Below are 15,114 nucleotides of genomic sequence, written 5' to 3' on the forward strand. Positions count from 1 at the left end.
TGTATTTATTTTTGATTTGGTCGTATCTGACCGGCATGAATTTCAGCATTCATATAGTTCTCATACTCAACAGGTGAATCCGCTAGTCTGCGGAGCAAAGTAAGCTGACCCACATGTGTCATCGCATCCGCTAATGGCCCATGCAGCAGTTGCTGGACTGTTCTTTTCATCGGAAGAGTTCCTTCCTCTAGCACCTGATCCAGCTGTTCCAATGTGTCATAGAAACGTTCGACTTCTGAATTCCAACTGTGAAGATTTCTAAACTCGTCTAAAGAATATTCTTTGTAACAACTAATGACGTAGGCCATTAGAAACGTCATATGGTTAAGTATTTCTACGGGCTGACGTACCTCTTTGCCAATATTCATGCTAGGATAGTGGTCCGGGGCGCCTTTAATGGCCTTCGTCGTTCGATAGGACAGTGCAGCCAGAAAGTGTCTGAACATTTGATTATCCATCTGCTTAAGCCTCCAAAATTAGATTATTTGATTATATCTATAATAATGTATTCAACTCTTATGTTCGTTCAAATTTAATCTTCTTGATAAATAATTGGATAAAAGCTAATGCAATGATCGAACAAATAAAGCAAACAGCCCAAGCATACAAAACGAACTCCGACGCACCCATTTTACGTTTAGCAAGAAGAACATCTACATTTACTCTGAAGTACCGGATGCGTAAAGCAGAAAATCGGTGAAAGCACAAATGCTGATAATATGTAATGATTTAATGCTGCTTTCACAAAACGGGTTATTATCTAAAATGTTCTTGCTGAGCTTCCTAGCCTTTACGAGTAGAATCAGAAATGGGATTGCAGTTAAATATAAAAAGATTTCTATCATTAGTAGATTGGATGTGCTCACATGATTTATCGCTGTATATTTGTCGACTATAAGCGGCAGTGTAATAAATGCAATTACGGTTCACCATCGTTAACGATATAAAACATCAGCATTGTTAGTTTGCAATTTTATTCGTAACATGATAATAATAAGGATTATTAGACCTTTGAATCGAGGAATATGGAATGGAACATTTTTTAAGCGAGCTAATTACAAAATACGGATATATTGGCATTTTTACTGCTTTAGCTCTAGGCATTGTAGGCTTACCAGTACCAGACGAACTGCTGATGACATATGTTGGTTACAATGTTTATCTAGGAAGAGTTTCGTATCCACTCGCATACATAAGTGCAATATTAGGAGCAATGACGGGAATAACGATTAGCTACATCATTGGCGCTAAATTAGGACTCCCTTTTCTTAAAAGATTCGGTCCGAAAATTCGCATCACCCATGAAAAAATTGAACGCACTCATAATCTGTTCGAGAAATATGGAAATATTTTATTATTCGTCGGTTATTTCATTCCAGGGGTAAGACATCTAACTGCTTATATGGCAGGGATATCAAGTTTAGATTTCCGTAAATTCATGTTGTACGCTTATTCCGGAGCCTTGGTATGGGGTATTACCTTTATTTCACTTGGACATGTTCTAGGAGAAAAATGGTACTTGGGAAGAGAATACATTCATCGATACGGTCTATATGTACTTATTCTGTGTGTTATTGTTGCCATCGGTGCTGTTGTCTATTTCAACTTCAAGAAACCGAAGGCAACATTATAAAGATCTTGGAAATGAACCATCTCAAATACATATCAGAACAATAATCCATTACTAACCTCCACTCTCCGGGATTAGTTATGGATTTTTTAGTTTATCATTGCTTCCGAGCCTTCGCCCAAGCTCCCATTGTAAATCGTACAGAATATTCCCGAATCTAGCTGATCGAATACGATGAACACCTTGCCAAGACTTTGCAGCCAATCGAAATCCTTATTTTCTCTCCATTTAAAAGAAACATCGCCTGAATTCCAACAAAATACAGCTAAGAACATATTCTGTTCCCAGCTGCCTTCTATTAATGAATGAAAGATAACAGATTATTAAATTTTCCCATCTTCTGTGATCACTTCGTATGGATCGGTATCTGCGCCAAGCGCATCCTTCACATATTTATTGTAAAGTTCAATTAAATAATGCTCTTTACCTAGTGTTTGAAGCTCTTTATTGACCCAATCTCTAAGCTCAGTGTTGCCTTTCTTCACTGCTGGCGCAATCGGTGCTTCCTTCTCTAACTTCTCATCAATCAGATGAAATCCCGGATTATCTTTCGCCCAGCTAATTAGAATGAAATTATCTTGCGCATAACCGTCGCCGCGTCCATCTTTAAGAGCTTGAAGCGATTCTGTATTTTTATCGTATTTTATCAATTCTACGTCTTTACGATGCTCGGTAAGGTAAATATCTGCAGTCGTTCCTTTCGTTACGATGATTTTCTTACCCTTTAAATCGTCCAGTGTTTTAATCCCGCTTTTATCAGATACGAGTACTTGCGTAGCCACTTTCATCGTTGGATTTGTAAAATCTACTTGTTCTTTACGCGCATCGGTTACAGTCATATTCGCCAAAATCAAATCGACCTTATCACTTTGTAAGTATGGAATGCGGCTGGCTGGTTCAACAGGAACGAATTCTACTTTCGACTCGTCTCCAAGCAGATCTTTCGCAAATCTCTTCGCGAGGTCATTATCAAACCCGATGTAATTCCCCTTCTCATCTGTGAACCCAAACGGCGGCTTATCCGAGAATACGCCAACAATCAATTTACCGCGTTTCTTAATGGCATCTAAGCTGCCAGCAGCCGATTTATTCCCTCCATCTGCGCTATTTCCGCAACCAGCCAATACTCCGATTAACAGCAGTGCGGATAAAATCAAAGTTCCCAACTTCTTCTTCTTCATTTCCCATCTCTCCCTTTTCCGGTCTCTACTTCAAAAAATTGATTCAAAAACTGCTGAGCTCTTTCACTTTGCGGATTCGTAAAAAATTCGTCTGGACTCGCCATTTCACGAATTTCTCCTTGATCCATAAAAATAATTCGATCAGCTACCGCACGAGCAAAATTCATCTCGTGAGTCACGATAAGCATCGTCATCCCCTGTTTTGCCAGATCAAGCATGACATCCAGTACCTCTTTGACCATTTCAGGGTCAAGCGCTGCAGTCACCTCGTCAAATAGCATCACCTCCGGATACATACAGAGTGCTCGAACGATCGCGATCCGCTGTTGTTGCCCGCCAGATAACTGACGCGGGTAAGCATCCTTCTTCGAAAGCAGCCCCACTCTGTCAAGCAATCTTTCAGCATCTGCCGTCGCTTCTGCTTTAGAGCGTTTCTGTACTTTGAGCGGACCGAGCAGAATGTTTTCCATTACCGTCATATGTGGAAACAAGTGATAGCTTTGGAACACCATTCCGATGCTCTGGCGTACCTGCTGCCATGATTTTTTGTCCGATGTGATATCCTTTCCTTGAAAAATGATGTTGCCCCCTTGCACGATTTCGAGTCCATTAATACATCGCAACAAGGTACTTTTGCCGCAGCCGCTAGGTCCGAGTATGACTACTACTTCACCCTTGGCTACCTCTAAATTAATTCCGTTTAATACCGTATGTTTATCAAAAGCCTTCTTCAGGTTCTGAAGTTTAACTAAAGCTTCCGTCATCGTACTGCGCTCCTCTCTATAACAAACGACGGTTTTTGACTCTCTTACTGAGTCCATCTTCTTTCCAGACGCCGAGAATAAGCCGACAATGGATAGCAAATTAGGAAATAGAAGACGAATAACGCTCCGTAAATAATAATGGCGGCATGACCATATGTATAGTTGCGCTCAATGACCTGTTGTCCTGACTTAATCATTTCCGTAACCCCAACCAGTACAGTTAATGAACTAGTCATAATAATTCGTGTGAACACGCTGATCGTTGGCGGAATCATTCGCCGAACCGCTTGCGGCAACAGTACATATCTGAATAATTGAAAAGTGTTGAGACCTATCGATTTCCCGGCTTCCGTCTGTCCCTTCGGTAATGATTGAAGAGCCCCTCGAACGACCTCGCCAATTTCAGAGATTCCCCATAGAGACAGCACTAACACTGCAGACGTAAAGGCAGGCACGTTAATTCCAAAAAAGATAGGCAGACCGAAAAAGAAGAAGAACAACCATACTAAAATCGGTATACTCCGAAATAATTCCAAATAGCTGCGGGTCAAGAAACGAAGCCACCATAGACGTGATGTACGCAAAGCTCCAAACATAATGCCGCCCGCTAAGCTGAAAATAATGGTGTAAAGCGAAATCAGTACCGTCTGTACAACGCCCTTACCAAGCTCCGGAAGACTGTGTATTAACAAATCAATGCCCGTGCGTTCCATATTGGTACCTCCTTTCGATGCAGCTTAGCAGAAAAGAAAGAGGTAAGAAGATGATCAAATAACAAATCGTCATCATGAGCAGCATTTCATACGTTTTGTAATATAACGAAATGTAGCTCGTTGTGGTATAAAGCAGCTCCGGAACTGCTACCGCAGATACGATCGTCGTTTCTTTCAATAGAAAAATAAAGTTGGCGAACAGAGCCGGAATAGAGATTCGAAAAGCTTGCGGCATAATCACATACCGAAATAATTGCATTCTCGATAAACCTAGAGCGAGTCCTGACTCTGCTTGAGTCTTGGTCACCGCGTCCAGCCCTGAGCGAAACACCTCAGTAAAATATCCTCCCCCAAGAAACGTCATTGCAATGAACACGACTGTCATCGAAGAAAGTTTGATTCCTATTGAAGGTAACCCATAATATAAGAAAAAGAGTTGAATAAGCAGCGGTGTATTACGCGCCACTTCCACATGTGCCCTCACAAATCCCTTGAGAATCGGCACTTGAAAAAACAAGATCGCCGAATAGATACATGCCACGGATAAAGACAGGAGGATGGCAATCCCCCCAATACTCAAGCTCAGCCCAGCAGCGTGGACAAAATCCGGGATATGCCGGGTCATAAAATCCGTATCGAGTTGCATGAAATTACTCTCCCATTTAACCAATTATTGAATATCACTTGCTAGTTGAAAGGCGGTCACCAATCTCTAACACAGGAACCTCTACCTGTGCAGTCTCGGGATATTTAATTCCAGCTCCTGTGTTAAGGACAACCACTTTCTCATTTACCTTAATCCATCCAGTTTGTTTGAGGCGACGAACTGCGGCGAAAGCTGCAGCACCTTCAGGACAAATAAATACCCCTTCCGTACGTGCCGCATTACGCTGTTCTGTGAGAAGCTCCTCATCGGAGACAGCTACTGCAGCTCCTTCCGTCTCGTAGATAGCCCGAAGTACTAAAAAGTCACCAAGTGCTTTGGGAACATTAATACCGAAAGCAATCGTCGTTGAATTGTCCCAAAATTCAGAACGCTCCTTCTTCTCCTCCCAAGCCTTAACAATTGGCGCGCAATTTTCAGCTTGTACCGCCACAAGCCGAGGAAGCTTACCTGTAACCCATCCGATTTCCTTAAGCTCGAGAAGCGCTTTATGAATTCCAATTAGGCCAACACCGCCCCCGGTTGGATAGAGAATAACATCTGGCATTTCCCAACCAAGCTGCTCTGCGATCTCGATGCCCATCGTTTTCTTCCCTTCAATCCGGTACGGTTCTTTCAATGTCGAAGCATCGTAGACACCGTCATCTTTCACTTTTTGCGCTACTATTTTCCCTGCGTCACTAATTAAACCATTAACTAAATACAATTCCGCTCCCGACAAGGCCACTTCACTGCGTGTAATGGAAGGGGCATCTATTGGCATGACAATCGTTGCCTCAATGCCTGCTCTCGCAGCATATAGTGCCCAGGCAGCTCCAGCATTACCGTTGGTCGGCATCGCGAATGCACGCACACCTAGCTCTTTAGCTTTCGAAATACCAACGGCGGCTCCTCTTGCTTTAAAACTTCCGCTCGGTACTAAACTCTCGTCTTTCATATATAAGTGAGAAATCCCATATTCCTCACCAAGTCTAGGCAACTCAAGAAGAGGTGTCATCCCTTCCCCTAAACTTACGACATTATTAGGATCATTGACCGGAAGAAGCTCGTGATAGCGCCACAAATCCGCATTTCGTCCATTTATAGATTCTCTGCTGACGTTTTCTTTTAACTCATCTAATTTATATCTTACAAGCAGTGGAGAACCACAGGAACACAATTGCTGTACTTGATTTGAATCGTATCTATTTCCGCATGATGGACAATCCAAGTGAGATATATAGCTGAATGTCATAAATGATTACCTGCTTTCTAATGTGATGTAAACGAGTTAGTAAACTTGTCATCATTTTATTCCTAGTTATTCTTACTTGTCAACTCGGAATTATGTGTTTTATGGTATATTTTTAAATTGATTCTTAGTATAGTAAAATATATTAATGATTTGTTTCGAGTTCATATTGGAGGCTGTGTCATGTTCGACCCAACGATTTTTGACAACCTGAAGGTTGTTTTTGAAGGCAGTATATATGATTTGGATCGTGAAGGAGAAGTACTCGTCATCGATCGTAAAGACCAAATAGATCTAGCGAGCTTCGAGCGAATGTTCCTCATGAGAATTCATAGACCGGGAGGCAACTGCCGTGTAGAAGTAAGAATAACTAGCGGATTGGCTGACTTTGCAGGTGAACTAGGAGGGATTAGAATTGCAGACGAAGCACCGGGTGTTAGGCTGCAATTTATGTTTCAGTTGCCTGATAAACAGTCGACCCACTTCCATACCTTTCATGAACGACTTACTACGATTTGGAGCGATTCCGTGTATATCAAGCACGAACGAACGATTGGTTTAGAGACGGATGAGAGTGCCGCTCAATTTGATGAAGGAATTTATCGCATCTTGCTGACGTTTCGAACTAAAATAGACGAGAGTCATATTGACGATATTGAATCTCTACTGGAGCATTTGCTTGAGTCTATGGATAGTCTAGAATCTGATGTTTTATAATCTTTTTAGTGTCAAATGATACAAAAAAGGAGACCCGCGCGTTTGTCCGAACGGTCTCCTTCTCCCTTCTATTATCCTTTAACCCCGCCTAGATTTAATCCATGAATAATATATTTTTGAAAGATGAAGAAGAACACGACGGGCTCGATTTTGGCCGCTTCAAAATGAAAAAAATGGGTCTATGTCGGCATAAACCCGATTCCTCTGCTACTCTACTTTAATTTTGTCGTATATTTCTTTTTGTACCTTATCTTAAGCTTCCTGTAACTTCCAACTTTGGATGTAACGCAAAAAAAACTGCAAGGAATTCTCCTTACAGTTCTATATAGAATAATTAAAACAAGAGTTATCCTATGAAACGAACAAGTTCACGATTAAACTTATCTTTCTCACAATAGAATATTCCATGACCGCTATATTGAAACGGTATAAGTTCAGACCCCGTGATTCCGGCATGCATTAATTCGGCTAATACGAATGGGCATCTTTTGTCTTGCACACCGTGGAAGATGGCTGTAGGTACATGAATCTTCGGCAAATCTGGACGTAAATCTTCATCTCGTAGCGACATCATAGCCATAGCTGATGAATGTCCAGACGCTTCCATTCCAAGCCCTTGGAACCATTTTTTAAAACTTCCCGTAATATAACGCTCAAAGTACAAGTCTCCAAGGTCCTCTAACATTTTTGGGCGATCATTGTAGGTACCTTCAATCAATTTATTTGCTTCCTCTTTCGTTCGTCCATACGGAAAATCAGGGCGTCTTGTGTAGACGGGTGCCGCAGCTCCTACTAAAGCTAGTTTCGAGACTTGATACCCCGCATGTCTTGCCATATACCTTATGGAAATGGCACCACCCATGGAGTGACCGAGTAAAGTAATATTCTGAAGTCCAAGAGTATCAATGATAACACGAATATCATCTGCCAGCCGGTTGTATGAATATCCCGTCCATGGACGATCCGATTTACCGAACCCTCGCAAATCAATGCCAATGCATCGATAACCCATTATAGGAAGTCGATTGAACTGGTACTCGAATATTTTATGATTAACCGGCCAGCCGTGAATGAAAACAATCGGTTTACCGTTCCCTGGATCTAAATCCTCCACGTACACATTAACATTCTGTTCAACGCGAATATAGCAGCCCATATTTCCTCCAAAATAATATAGATCATATTAAACGCCATACTCTGTAAGCAGCGCCTGATATCATAATATGTAAGAATTGGGCTCTAAGGAATTTGTCTAATCAAATCGATACGTCCAAAAACGTTCTTTGCCGAATCTTTCTTGAACTTCTTTACTCTGAGGAGATTTGCCCCCCAGTATCGTTTTTAATTGCCACTGTGAACGGTGCGCTTGTATGGATCCCATTTTCTTATCTACAAATTCTCTTACGTCATTAAATACATCCGGTGCTCCGATCTCTTGTTCACACCCTTGTGAGAAGGCTATGCAGTGTACTGTTGGTCGTTTATCCTTAGGCAGCTTCTGAACCGTACGAATGACAGCAGCTCCTGTTGCATCGTGATCGGGATGAACGCTGTAGCCAGGGTAGAACGTAATGATTAGCGATGGATTTAGTTCGGTAATAAGGTCACCAATGAGCTTCGTCATTTTGTCCTTATCTTCAAATTCAATGGTCTTATCATGAAGCCCCATAAGACGTAAATCTTGTATGCCAATAATTCGGCATGACTCTTCCAGCTCTCTCTTCCGTATATAAGGAAGCGTCTCGCGGTTTGCAAAAATCGGGTTACCCATATTGCGTCCCATTTGTCCTAACGTCAAACATGCGTATGTTACTGGCGTTCCGCTCTGAATATGCTTAGCAAGCGTACCTGAAATGCCAAATGATTCATCATCCGGATGCGGAAGCACAACAAGTATATGTCGTTCCATTTGAATGGTCACCTTCTCTCTTGTTTAAAATGGCTCGCGGCTTAATTGCAAAGATACTAATAGCTTGCCGTCGTTGTCATGGCCAGCTAAGATCAATCGCTCTGTCTCTGTCTCATCATAGTGAGTGAGACCTTCTGAATATACCCAACCATGCTCTAATTTCAAGCCGACTCGGTAAGGCCCTTTGCCTGCGATCGATCCGTGGGAGTAACGGATGACTCCATTTCGTATAAAAGTCGCTGCTGCGATCTTAGATTTATCCAAATGAGCAGCGTATGCGCCATTCGTCATTTCAAGATGAATATATAAATCCTGTTCCTTCATTAAATCGAGGACACGTTGAACTACTTCCGGCTTAATAAGTTCCATTCTTCCATTCCTCCATTTATCATACAGTGCTTCCGTATCGTAGCATACATTATTGTAATCCGCAAAGTGCGGTTTCCACTGAATCGGTGAGCGAATATTTAGTGTTAAAGCCTAGTTTTCTAATTTTGGAGTCATCCCAAATTCGGTTTGTCGTAAAAGTTTTTAGCGCGAATGGAGATACATTATATGAAGTCATTTGCTCATCGGTTAAATCAGCAGGCACATTGATTGTTGCGGCTATTCTGCCTGTTGCACGGTCAATTTCTTTCTTTAGTTCAAACCAAGTCGTGTCGAATCCTTTCAATAAGTAAATGCCATGATCATCTTCCTGTTGTTGATGAGTCCCTAACCAAACCATTGCCCGGCCAATATCACGTGTATCAACGAGTGATACTTTAGTCGAACCGCCCCCAATCATCGGATATCGGTCAAGCTTATGCGCTGCTAACATTCTGGCAAAAAAGGATGAAATGTCTCGGGCCCCTATCGTACTTGCAGGACGTAAAATAGTAGTACGTATCCCCGCCCTTTTTCCAACCTCTTGGACGATTCTTTCCCTTTCTATCCCTAGCCGTTGAATGAGAAATTCGGGCTCGGAAATATAAGACTCATCAATAGGTTCATCACGACGAAAATCGTAAATGACAACAGTGCTTAGCTGTATAAATTTGCTCGCCCCCTGTTCGGTAGCAGCTTCAACGAGTGTTCTTGTCAGTTTAATCTCGACTTCAGCATCAAGGCTAATTTGCGTGTTTAGCTTCGCATCCGCCGTGCAGTTATACACGACCTCATGTCCTCTAATTACATTTTCAATAGCAGTTCGGTTTGAGTAATCGATTCTAATGACGTTGACTCCTAAACTCTCTAGAAAAGTTACATTGCTCGTGCTTCGCAGGGCTGCCGTTACTTCGTGTCCAGCTAAATGTAATTGTTCAACTACGTGCCCGCCTATAAATCCGCTCGCTCCAAAAACGATTGCCTTCATACCTTTCACCCCTTGATCCATTAATTACTTTCTTCAACCGTAACGATTAAATCCTTAATGAGCTGTAACGAATCTCTAATATTCGTACTTAAGCAATAGTATTTCTCTGTGCCGTTTTTTTTGAATTCTATTAGATTTGCTTGTCTTAATATTTTCAAATGATGAGAAATAGCTGGTCTCGAAATGTCCATTCGTTCTGTAATTTGATTTACATTCAGACTGGTTTGTTCTAAGAGCAGCGCGATGATTTGTTGACGATTTACGTCGCCTAAAGCCTGAAATATGGGTGTACTTAATTTGAATTTTTGAAGTATGAGCTCTTTATTCGAGCATTCACGGTTTTCGATAACGATCACCTCTATATGTTTAAACTTTTAAACATATAGACTATATAATACATGATTTCATTTGGCAAGCTTTAGATTTATTGAACATATTCCACACCGGATGCCTATGATAAACATACAATGTGGTAATTACGTCTACACATTTTTCATGGGAGGGAATGGAAAGATGATATTAATCGGTGGCGTAGAAAGAACTGTCGATACTTCTACTTGGTCTCAGCTCGCGCAGTCTATTTACGAACAGAAACGGAATAGCCCGATCACATACAGTTACAATTCTGTAGAGCATTTGAATTTTGAGATGAAGCTCCGGAGCAATATCGTTGAAGCAGCAAAAGGATTAAACGAGAGTGGAGTAAGATTTACTACTTTCAAAAATGCACGCTGTAATGAGCAATTTTGGAATTTGACGGCTGAAGGAGGCTTTCGCCTTAAGGAGGGGATCACTCCTGCAGCAGGAATAAGGGATATATTCGTGAACGGCAGAATGTATGGCTTTGAATGTGCGACGGCTGTCGTCATTGTGCTCTATAGAGGAGTTCTTGATTCTATTCAGGAAACCGAGTTCAATCGAATTTTCGCGAATTTGTTATTATACGATTGGCACTATGACAGCGATCTCCGCCTCATTCAGGAACAGGGAAGTGAACATGCATATCCCGGAGATGTTTTATATTTTAAAAACCCTGAATTTAACCCTGAAACGCCGCAGTGGCGAGGGGAAAATGCCGTGAAAGTAGCAGACAATTTGTACTATGGCCATGGAATCGGAATCAGATCGAAGGAAGGAATCCTATTTACATTGAACCGATTTCGGTTACCATTTAGTACTACTTCTGCCTATTTGACCGATCAAGTGATCCACCCCGATTTTCTATATATATCCAAATTTGCATCAGGAGCAGCTATTACGAGCGTATCTGCTGACGAGCAGATCAGCACAAGGTCACCGTACATTTACGCCAGAATAGGCGGACAGAGATTTATTCGAGATCAGTTATTTTCCGCTTAGAAATGTTCCAGTACAATGTTGCCTATAGCATTGCCAGATTCCAGCATTGCGAATGCTACCGGCGATCCGCTCCTCAACCAGAAAGTATTCACTATTGGCACATGGCCAATAATACTTCGAGCGTAATAGACATGGTACCCGGCTTAAACAAGCACATGAGCCTACTTATTCGCCAATTGTTTCTAAGAATGAAAAAAAACCGCGATATACGCGGTTTACTAACTAAGTATTAATTTGTTTCTCCTATCGCTTTCCTAGCAACTTCAGCTAGCAGTCTTGCGTTTGTGCTAAGCTCTTGCATCGTTGCCGATAGCTCCTGAGTGGCAGCAGATTGATTTACTGTTTCATTACTAATATTTAAAATGGAAGAACTTAGCTTGGTTATTAATTCATTAATCTTGCCAGCTGAATTCGTTATTTCATCAGCATAATCCTTTGAATTCCTAGCCATTTTCTGTATTTCTGAAGCTACCACCGCAAACCCTTTACCGTGTTCCCCTGCACGAGCTGCTTCGATTGAAGCGTTTAAGCCTAATATATTGCTTTGCATAGAAATCCGACTTACGGTTTTAGCTATTTTCTCAATTTCCGTCACACTTTCAAGAACAAAATTAGATTGTTCATTAATTTGATTCATATTTTCAGATAATATCGTTGTAGACCCCGCCACTTCCTCAATGGTTGTCGTGACTTGTTGAACCGCCGCAGATAGGCTGGAAGCAATACCTAGTAAGGTATTATACTGCTCCAAACTCACTCCAACCCCTACTGCTCCTATAATTTCGCCATCTTCATTGTGAAGAGGTATTGCCATCGCAATAATGGGATAACCAAACACTTCTTTAGGAACGTACGTTTTCTGTGCTTTGTTATATTTTACAGCTTCATACATGCCATCTCCCTCTTGAAGAATGTAGCCTGATTCAAGTCCAAGAGTAAATGTCTTACCCGGAATACTCAGTAATAATTTCTCTGTGTCAGAGACGCCAATGGTCATATCCTCCGAATATAATTCATTAAGGAAAGGAGCAACTCTCATAAAGCCTTCAAGTAATGGATGGTATTGTGTAGTTGTACCTATCATCATGCATCGCCTTTCATTTTTATTGATTCTGATTGCTACTGAAAATATTATCATTCATCAAAAGACCGGTACAGCAAATATTTGCCATTCTCATATGTCTTTTGACTTATTTTGTTCCAACCTTTCTCTGTCATCTTATCTATGAATATATAATTTTTTGTATATAAATATTGACATATAAATTTAATAAATTTAAACTTTAACCTTGACTATTATTGTATTAAGAAAAAGGAGAATGTCAGGGTGAGTATGTTTGCTTCCTTACGAAAAGAATTAAATATGATTCTTAAACATCGAATTCTTTTCGTCGTAACTTGTATTATTTTATTAATCCCATGCATCTACGCTGGACCCTTTATTTCTTCTTACTGGGATCCGTATGCACATGTGAAAGACCTCCCCCTCGTCATCGTCAACCATGATGTTGGAACGACAATCAATGACGAGAAGGTTAACATCGGGCAACAATTGACGGATGATCTAAAAAACAGTGATGAACTCAAAGTGCTACCGGCCGATGAAAATGCAGCCATTGAAGGGATGAAGAACAACAAGTATTACATGTTGATCCGCGTCCCTAAAGATTTCTCAAAAAATGCAATGAGCGCTTTTGAGAATGATCAGAAGAAGGCGCAGCTTGAGATTGTACCGAATGAAGGTTATAACTTTACAGGCGCCTCGATCTCAAACTCTGCTATGGAAAAGGTAAAAAGCGAGCTCGAGCATAAAATTACGAAAAGTTATACAACAGCCATTTTGGAAGCGGAGCAGAAGCTTGGTGAAGGGCTTGATAAATTAGCAAATGGCGGTAACCAATTGAGTGATGGCGTTACAAGTGCCAAACAAGGTTCAACAAGTCTTGAGAACGGCATTGAACAATTTGCTAAAGGAACACTGAAGTTCAATCAAGGCATTATGAAACTGTCTGATGGAACCAAGCCTATCGATGACGGCGCAAAATCTTTAGCTTCCGGGTTAAGTGGGCTAGATCAAGGTATGGGGAAATTGGCAGATGGAGCCGACAAATTAGCTAGTGGTATGAAGTATTCAGCAGATAAATCTGTTGATCTGAAAAATGGCGTTCAGCAACTAGTAAACGGAACTTCTGAACTTGAATCCAAAGTTGCTTTAATCGGCAAAGCCAATCAAGGTGGTCTTGCTCAAGTGACCCAAGAACTAGACAGTCTAACTTCTTCAAACCAAAATGCAAATGACTCAAGTGCAGCACTAGACAAAGCGCAGCAAGACCTTAAAAGTTCAATTGAGAATAACAACGCTCTATCCGCAGAGGATAAGCAAAAAATGCTGGACCAACTGAACCTATTATCTTCGAAATATACTGAAGCCATCAAGCAAAATGGTTCAAATGTAAAAATAGATGAAGTTAAAAAACATCTGCAAGAACAAGTTGAAGGCATGGGCGGCAGACAAGCCATGTTAGAAAAAGGACTTGCTCAAATTACTGCTGGACAAGCTAAACTGCTTGAAAGCACGCAGAAGTTCGCAGACGGTCAAGCGCGACTTGCCGCTGGCGCTTCAGACTTGAGCGAAGGTATTCATGGGGCTAAACAAGGTGCTGATCAGCTCGCTGCTGGAGGTCAACGTCTTGCTGACGGAATTGATCAATTTGCAGCCGGTACAGATAAGATCAAACAAGCTTCCTCTTCCCTATTGAACGGTAGTGAGAAGTTGGAGCAAGGCTCACTGAAGCTTACGAATGGATTAAGTAAATTGCAAAATGGTTCATCAGAATTAGCGGAGGGTATCAACACCGCAGATCAAAAAGTAAATGAGAAGCACAGCAATGCTGACGCAGCTGCAGAACTAATCTCCGACCCGGTAGAATTGCAAAAAGTTCCGTTTAACCATATTGCACAGTACGGACCTGCATTCGCTCCATATTTCCTATCTCTAGGGTTATATGTAGGCATGTTCTTATTCTGTTCCTCCTTCCCATTGTTAGAAATCAGACCTGGGCAATCTGCACGAAACTGGTTTATCGGGAAGCTCGGAGTATTGTTAATCATTGGCACTTTGCAAGCTTTAATATTGGATGCTTTAATCATTCTTATGAAAATACATGTTCAAAACATCGGATATTTCATTCTGTTTAGCATTCTGGCGAGCTGGGCCTTTACAGCAATTCTTCTCTTCCTGAATACAGCGCTTGATAAAATCGGAAGATTCGTATCTATGGGACTACTGATATTGCAACTTACGTCATGCGGTGGATCCTTCCCGCTCGAAATGCAATCGTCTTTCTTCCAGCATGTACATGGATGGGTTCCAATGAGCTACACCGTGCTTGGCTTCAAGTCGATTATTTCGATGCCTGACAGCCCATCATCTTTCTTATGGAATAGTTGCTTAAGCTTGTTAGTATTTATGATTATAGGTATCGTATTGTCGTTCGCATATTATACGCATCACTTTAAGAAGCACCATTCTAAAGCTGCGACAACAACAGCTGCACCTAATATGGCGTAATCATGAAATTGCTTAATCAAA

The 15,114-nt window shown here is 41.3% G+C and carries 17 protein-coding genes; 4 read left to right on the forward strand and 13 right to left on the reverse strand.

Annotated features, from left to right (window positions below):
* Positions 1–5 precede the first annotated feature (5 nt).
* Both J2Z20_RS05070 and J2Z20_RS18330 read right to left on the reverse strand, forming a co-directional pair.
* The gene (locus J2Z20_RS05070; protein WP_209845974.1) at positions 6–458 is read right to left on the reverse strand and encodes a hypothetical protein; all 453 of its coding nucleotides are present in this window, start codon (positions 456–458) and stop codon (positions 6–8) included.
* 201 nt (positions 459–659) lie between these two features.
* A complete protein-coding gene (locus tag J2Z20_RS18330; RefSeq protein WP_415640001.1) occupies positions 660–845 on the reverse strand; it encodes a DUF2975 domain-containing protein in 186 nt (61 codons plus the stop codon).
* Between the two features lie 185 nt (positions 846–1,030).
* On the opposite strand from J2Z20_RS18330, the gene J2Z20_RS05080 reads away from it, so the two are divergent.
* On the forward strand, positions 1,031–1,633 hold the full coding sequence (locus J2Z20_RS05080; RefSeq protein ID WP_209845978.1) for a DedA family protein: 603 nt from the start codon (positions 1,031–1,033) through the stop codon (positions 1,631–1,633).
* Positions 1,634–1,953: 320 nt separating this feature from the next.
* On the opposite strand, the gene J2Z20_RS05085 is transcribed toward J2Z20_RS05080, so the two are convergent.
* Genes J2Z20_RS05085 through J2Z20_RS05105 form a run of 5 tightly spaced genes read right to left on the reverse strand, consistent with a single transcriptional unit; the run spans position 1,954 to position 6,186 of the window.
* A complete protein-coding gene (locus tag J2Z20_RS05085; protein ID WP_209845981.1) occupies positions 1,954–2,811 on the reverse strand; it encodes a transporter substrate-binding domain-containing protein in 858 nt (285 codons plus the stop codon).
* Positions 2,808–3,575 (reverse strand): amino acid ABC transporter ATP-binding protein, encoded by a 768-nt coding sequence (locus J2Z20_RS05090; RefSeq protein ID WP_209845984.1) that lies wholly within the window; start codon positions 3,573–3,575, stop codon positions 2,808–2,810. Before J2Z20_RS05090 ends, J2Z20_RS05085 begins: the two co-directional genes overlap by 4 nt.
* Before the next feature lie 44 nt (positions 3,576–3,619).
* Positions 3,620–4,288, reverse strand: coding sequence for an amino acid ABC transporter permease (locus J2Z20_RS05095; RefSeq protein ID WP_209845987.1), 669 nt, complete (start codon positions 4,286–4,288; stop codon positions 3,620–3,622).
* The gene (locus J2Z20_RS05100) at positions 4,269–4,934 is read right to left on the reverse strand and encodes an amino acid ABC transporter permease (RefSeq protein ID WP_209845990.1); all 666 of its coding nucleotides are present in this window, start codon (positions 4,932–4,934) and stop codon (positions 4,269–4,271) included. Before J2Z20_RS05100 ends, J2Z20_RS05095 begins: the two co-directional genes overlap by 20 nt.
* 34 nt (positions 4,935–4,968) lie before the next feature.
* On the reverse strand, positions 4,969–6,186 hold the full coding sequence (locus J2Z20_RS05105) for a threonine synthase (RefSeq protein WP_209845993.1): 1,218 nt from the start codon (positions 6,184–6,186) through the stop codon (positions 4,969–4,971).
* A gap of 180 nt (positions 6,187–6,366) precedes the next feature.
* Between J2Z20_RS05105 and J2Z20_RS05110 the strand changes: the two genes are divergently transcribed.
* Complete coding sequence (locus J2Z20_RS05110; RefSeq protein ID WP_209845996.1) at positions 6,367–6,900, forward strand: hypothetical protein; 534 nt, start codon at positions 6,367–6,369, stop codon at positions 6,898–6,900.
* A gap of 346 nt (positions 6,901–7,246) precedes the next feature.
* Here J2Z20_RS05110 and J2Z20_RS05115 read toward each other — a convergent pair whose 3' ends face one another.
* The 5 genes from J2Z20_RS05115 to J2Z20_RS05135 all read right to left on the reverse strand — a co-directional run bounded on the left by J2Z20_RS05115 (position 7,247) and on the right by J2Z20_RS05135 (position 10,510).
* Complete coding sequence (locus J2Z20_RS05115; protein WP_209845999.1) at positions 7,247–8,056, reverse strand: alpha/beta fold hydrolase; 810 nt, start codon at positions 8,054–8,056, stop codon at positions 7,247–7,249.
* A gap of 96 nt (positions 8,057–8,152) precedes the next feature.
* Positions 8,153–8,809 carry a bacillithiol biosynthesis deacetylase BshB2 gene (gene bshB2, locus J2Z20_RS05120; protein ID WP_209846018.1) on the reverse strand — a complete coding sequence of 219 codons (657 nt, stop codon included), beginning with the start codon at positions 8,807–8,809 and terminating at the stop codon, positions 8,153–8,155.
* A 24-nt stretch (positions 8,810–8,833) separates the two neighbouring features.
* Positions 8,834–9,178: a YojF family protein gene (locus tag J2Z20_RS05125; protein ID WP_209846021.1), complete on the reverse strand. Its 345-nt coding sequence runs from the start codon at positions 9,176–9,178 to the stop codon at positions 8,834–8,836.
* A 49-nt stretch (positions 9,179–9,227) separates the two neighbouring features.
* Positions 9,228–10,163, reverse strand: a complete 936-nt coding sequence (locus tag J2Z20_RS05130; RefSeq protein ID WP_209846024.1) for an NAD-dependent epimerase/dehydratase family protein — start codon at positions 10,161–10,163, stop codon at positions 9,228–9,230.
* 20 nt (positions 10,164–10,183) lie between these two features.
* Positions 10,184–10,510 carry an ArsR/SmtB family transcription factor gene (locus tag J2Z20_RS05135; protein ID WP_209847310.1) on the reverse strand — a complete coding sequence of 109 codons (327 nt, stop codon included), beginning with the start codon at positions 10,508–10,510 and terminating at the stop codon, positions 10,184–10,186.
* 166 nt (positions 10,511–10,676) lie between these two features.
* Between J2Z20_RS05135 and J2Z20_RS05140 the strand changes: the two genes are divergently transcribed.
* On the forward strand, positions 10,677–11,522 hold the full coding sequence (locus J2Z20_RS05140; protein ID WP_209846029.1) for a protein-glutamine gamma-glutamyltransferase: 846 nt from the start codon (positions 10,677–10,679) through the stop codon (positions 11,520–11,522).
* A gap of 229 nt (positions 11,523–11,751) precedes the next feature.
* Here the strand turns inward: J2Z20_RS05140 and J2Z20_RS05145 are convergent, their stop codons facing one another.
* The gene (locus tag J2Z20_RS05145) at positions 11,752–12,609 is read right to left on the reverse strand and encodes a methyl-accepting chemotaxis protein (protein WP_245251864.1); all 858 of its coding nucleotides are present in this window, start codon (positions 12,607–12,609) and stop codon (positions 11,752–11,754) included.
* Positions 12,610–12,855: 246 nt separating this feature from the next.
* On the opposite strand from J2Z20_RS05145, the gene J2Z20_RS05150 reads away from it, so the two are divergent.
* Positions 12,856–15,093: a YhgE/Pip domain-containing protein gene (locus tag J2Z20_RS05150; protein ID WP_245252021.1), complete on the forward strand. Its 2,238-nt coding sequence runs from the start codon at positions 12,856–12,858 to the stop codon at positions 15,091–15,093.
* The last annotated feature ends 21 nt before the right edge of the window (positions 15,094–15,114 follow it).

Origin of the sequence: Paenibacillus sediminis (genome assembly GCF_017873765.1) — a bacterium.
Taxonomy (GTDB): Bacteria; Bacillota; Bacilli; order Paenibacillales; family Paenibacillaceae; genus Paenibacillus_AG; species Paenibacillus_AG sediminis.

Excerpts from the sequence above, each read along its gene's own strand:
- J2Z20_RS05070 (WP_209845974.1), bottom strand. The coding sequence starts at position 458 with ATGGATAATCAAATGTTCAGACACTTTCTGGCTGCACTGTCCTATCGA.
- J2Z20_RS18330 (WP_415640001.1), bottom strand. The coding sequence starts at position 845 with ATGATAGAAATCTTTTTATATTTAACTGCAATCCCATTTCTGATTCTA.
- J2Z20_RS05080 (WP_209845978.1), top strand. The coding sequence starts at position 1,031 with ATGGAACATTTTTTAAGCGAGCTAATTACAAAATACGGATATATTGGC.
- J2Z20_RS05085 (WP_209845981.1), bottom strand. The coding sequence starts at position 2,811 with ATGAAGAAGAAGAAGTTGGGAACTTTGATTTTATCCGCACTGCTGTTA.
- J2Z20_RS05090 (WP_209845984.1), bottom strand. The coding sequence starts at position 3,575 with ATGACGGAAGCTTTAGTTAAACTTCAGAACCTGAAGAAGGCTTTTGAT.
- J2Z20_RS05095 (WP_209845987.1), bottom strand. The coding sequence starts at position 4,288 with ATGGAACGCACGGGCATTGATTTGTTAATACACAGTCTTCCGGAGCTT.
- J2Z20_RS05100 (WP_209845990.1), bottom strand. The coding sequence starts at position 4,934 with ATGCAACTCGATACGGATTTTATGACCCGGCATATCCCGGATTTTGTC.
- J2Z20_RS05105 (WP_209845993.1), bottom strand. The coding sequence starts at position 6,186 with ATGACATTCAGCTATATATCTCACTTGGATTGTCCATCATGCGGAAAT.
- J2Z20_RS05110 (WP_209845996.1), top strand. The coding sequence starts at position 6,367 with ATGTTCGACCCAACGATTTTTGACAACCTGAAGGTTGTTTTTGAAGGC.
- J2Z20_RS05115 (WP_209845999.1), bottom strand. The coding sequence starts at position 8,056 with ATGGGCTGCTATATTCGCGTTGAACAGAATGTTAATGTGTACGTGGAG.
- bshB2 (WP_209846018.1), bottom strand. The coding sequence starts at position 8,809 with ATGGAACGACATATACTTGTTGTGCTTCCGCATCCGGATGATGAATCA.
- J2Z20_RS05125 (WP_209846021.1), bottom strand. The coding sequence starts at position 9,178 with ATGGAACTTATTAAGCCGGAAGTAGTTCAACGTGTCCTCGATTTAATG.
- J2Z20_RS05130 (WP_209846024.1), bottom strand. The coding sequence starts at position 10,163 with ATGAAGGCAATCGTTTTTGGAGCGAGCGGATTTATAGGCGGGCACGTA.
- J2Z20_RS05140 (WP_209846029.1), top strand. The coding sequence starts at position 10,677 with ATGATATTAATCGGTGGCGTAGAAAGAACTGTCGATACTTCTACTTGG.
- J2Z20_RS05145 (WP_245251864.1), bottom strand. The coding sequence starts at position 12,609 with ATGATGATAGGTACAACTACACAATACCATCCATTACTTGAAGGCTTT.
- J2Z20_RS05150 (WP_245252021.1), top strand. The coding sequence starts at position 12,856 with ATGTTTGCTTCCTTACGAAAAGAATTAAATATGATTCTTAAACATCGA.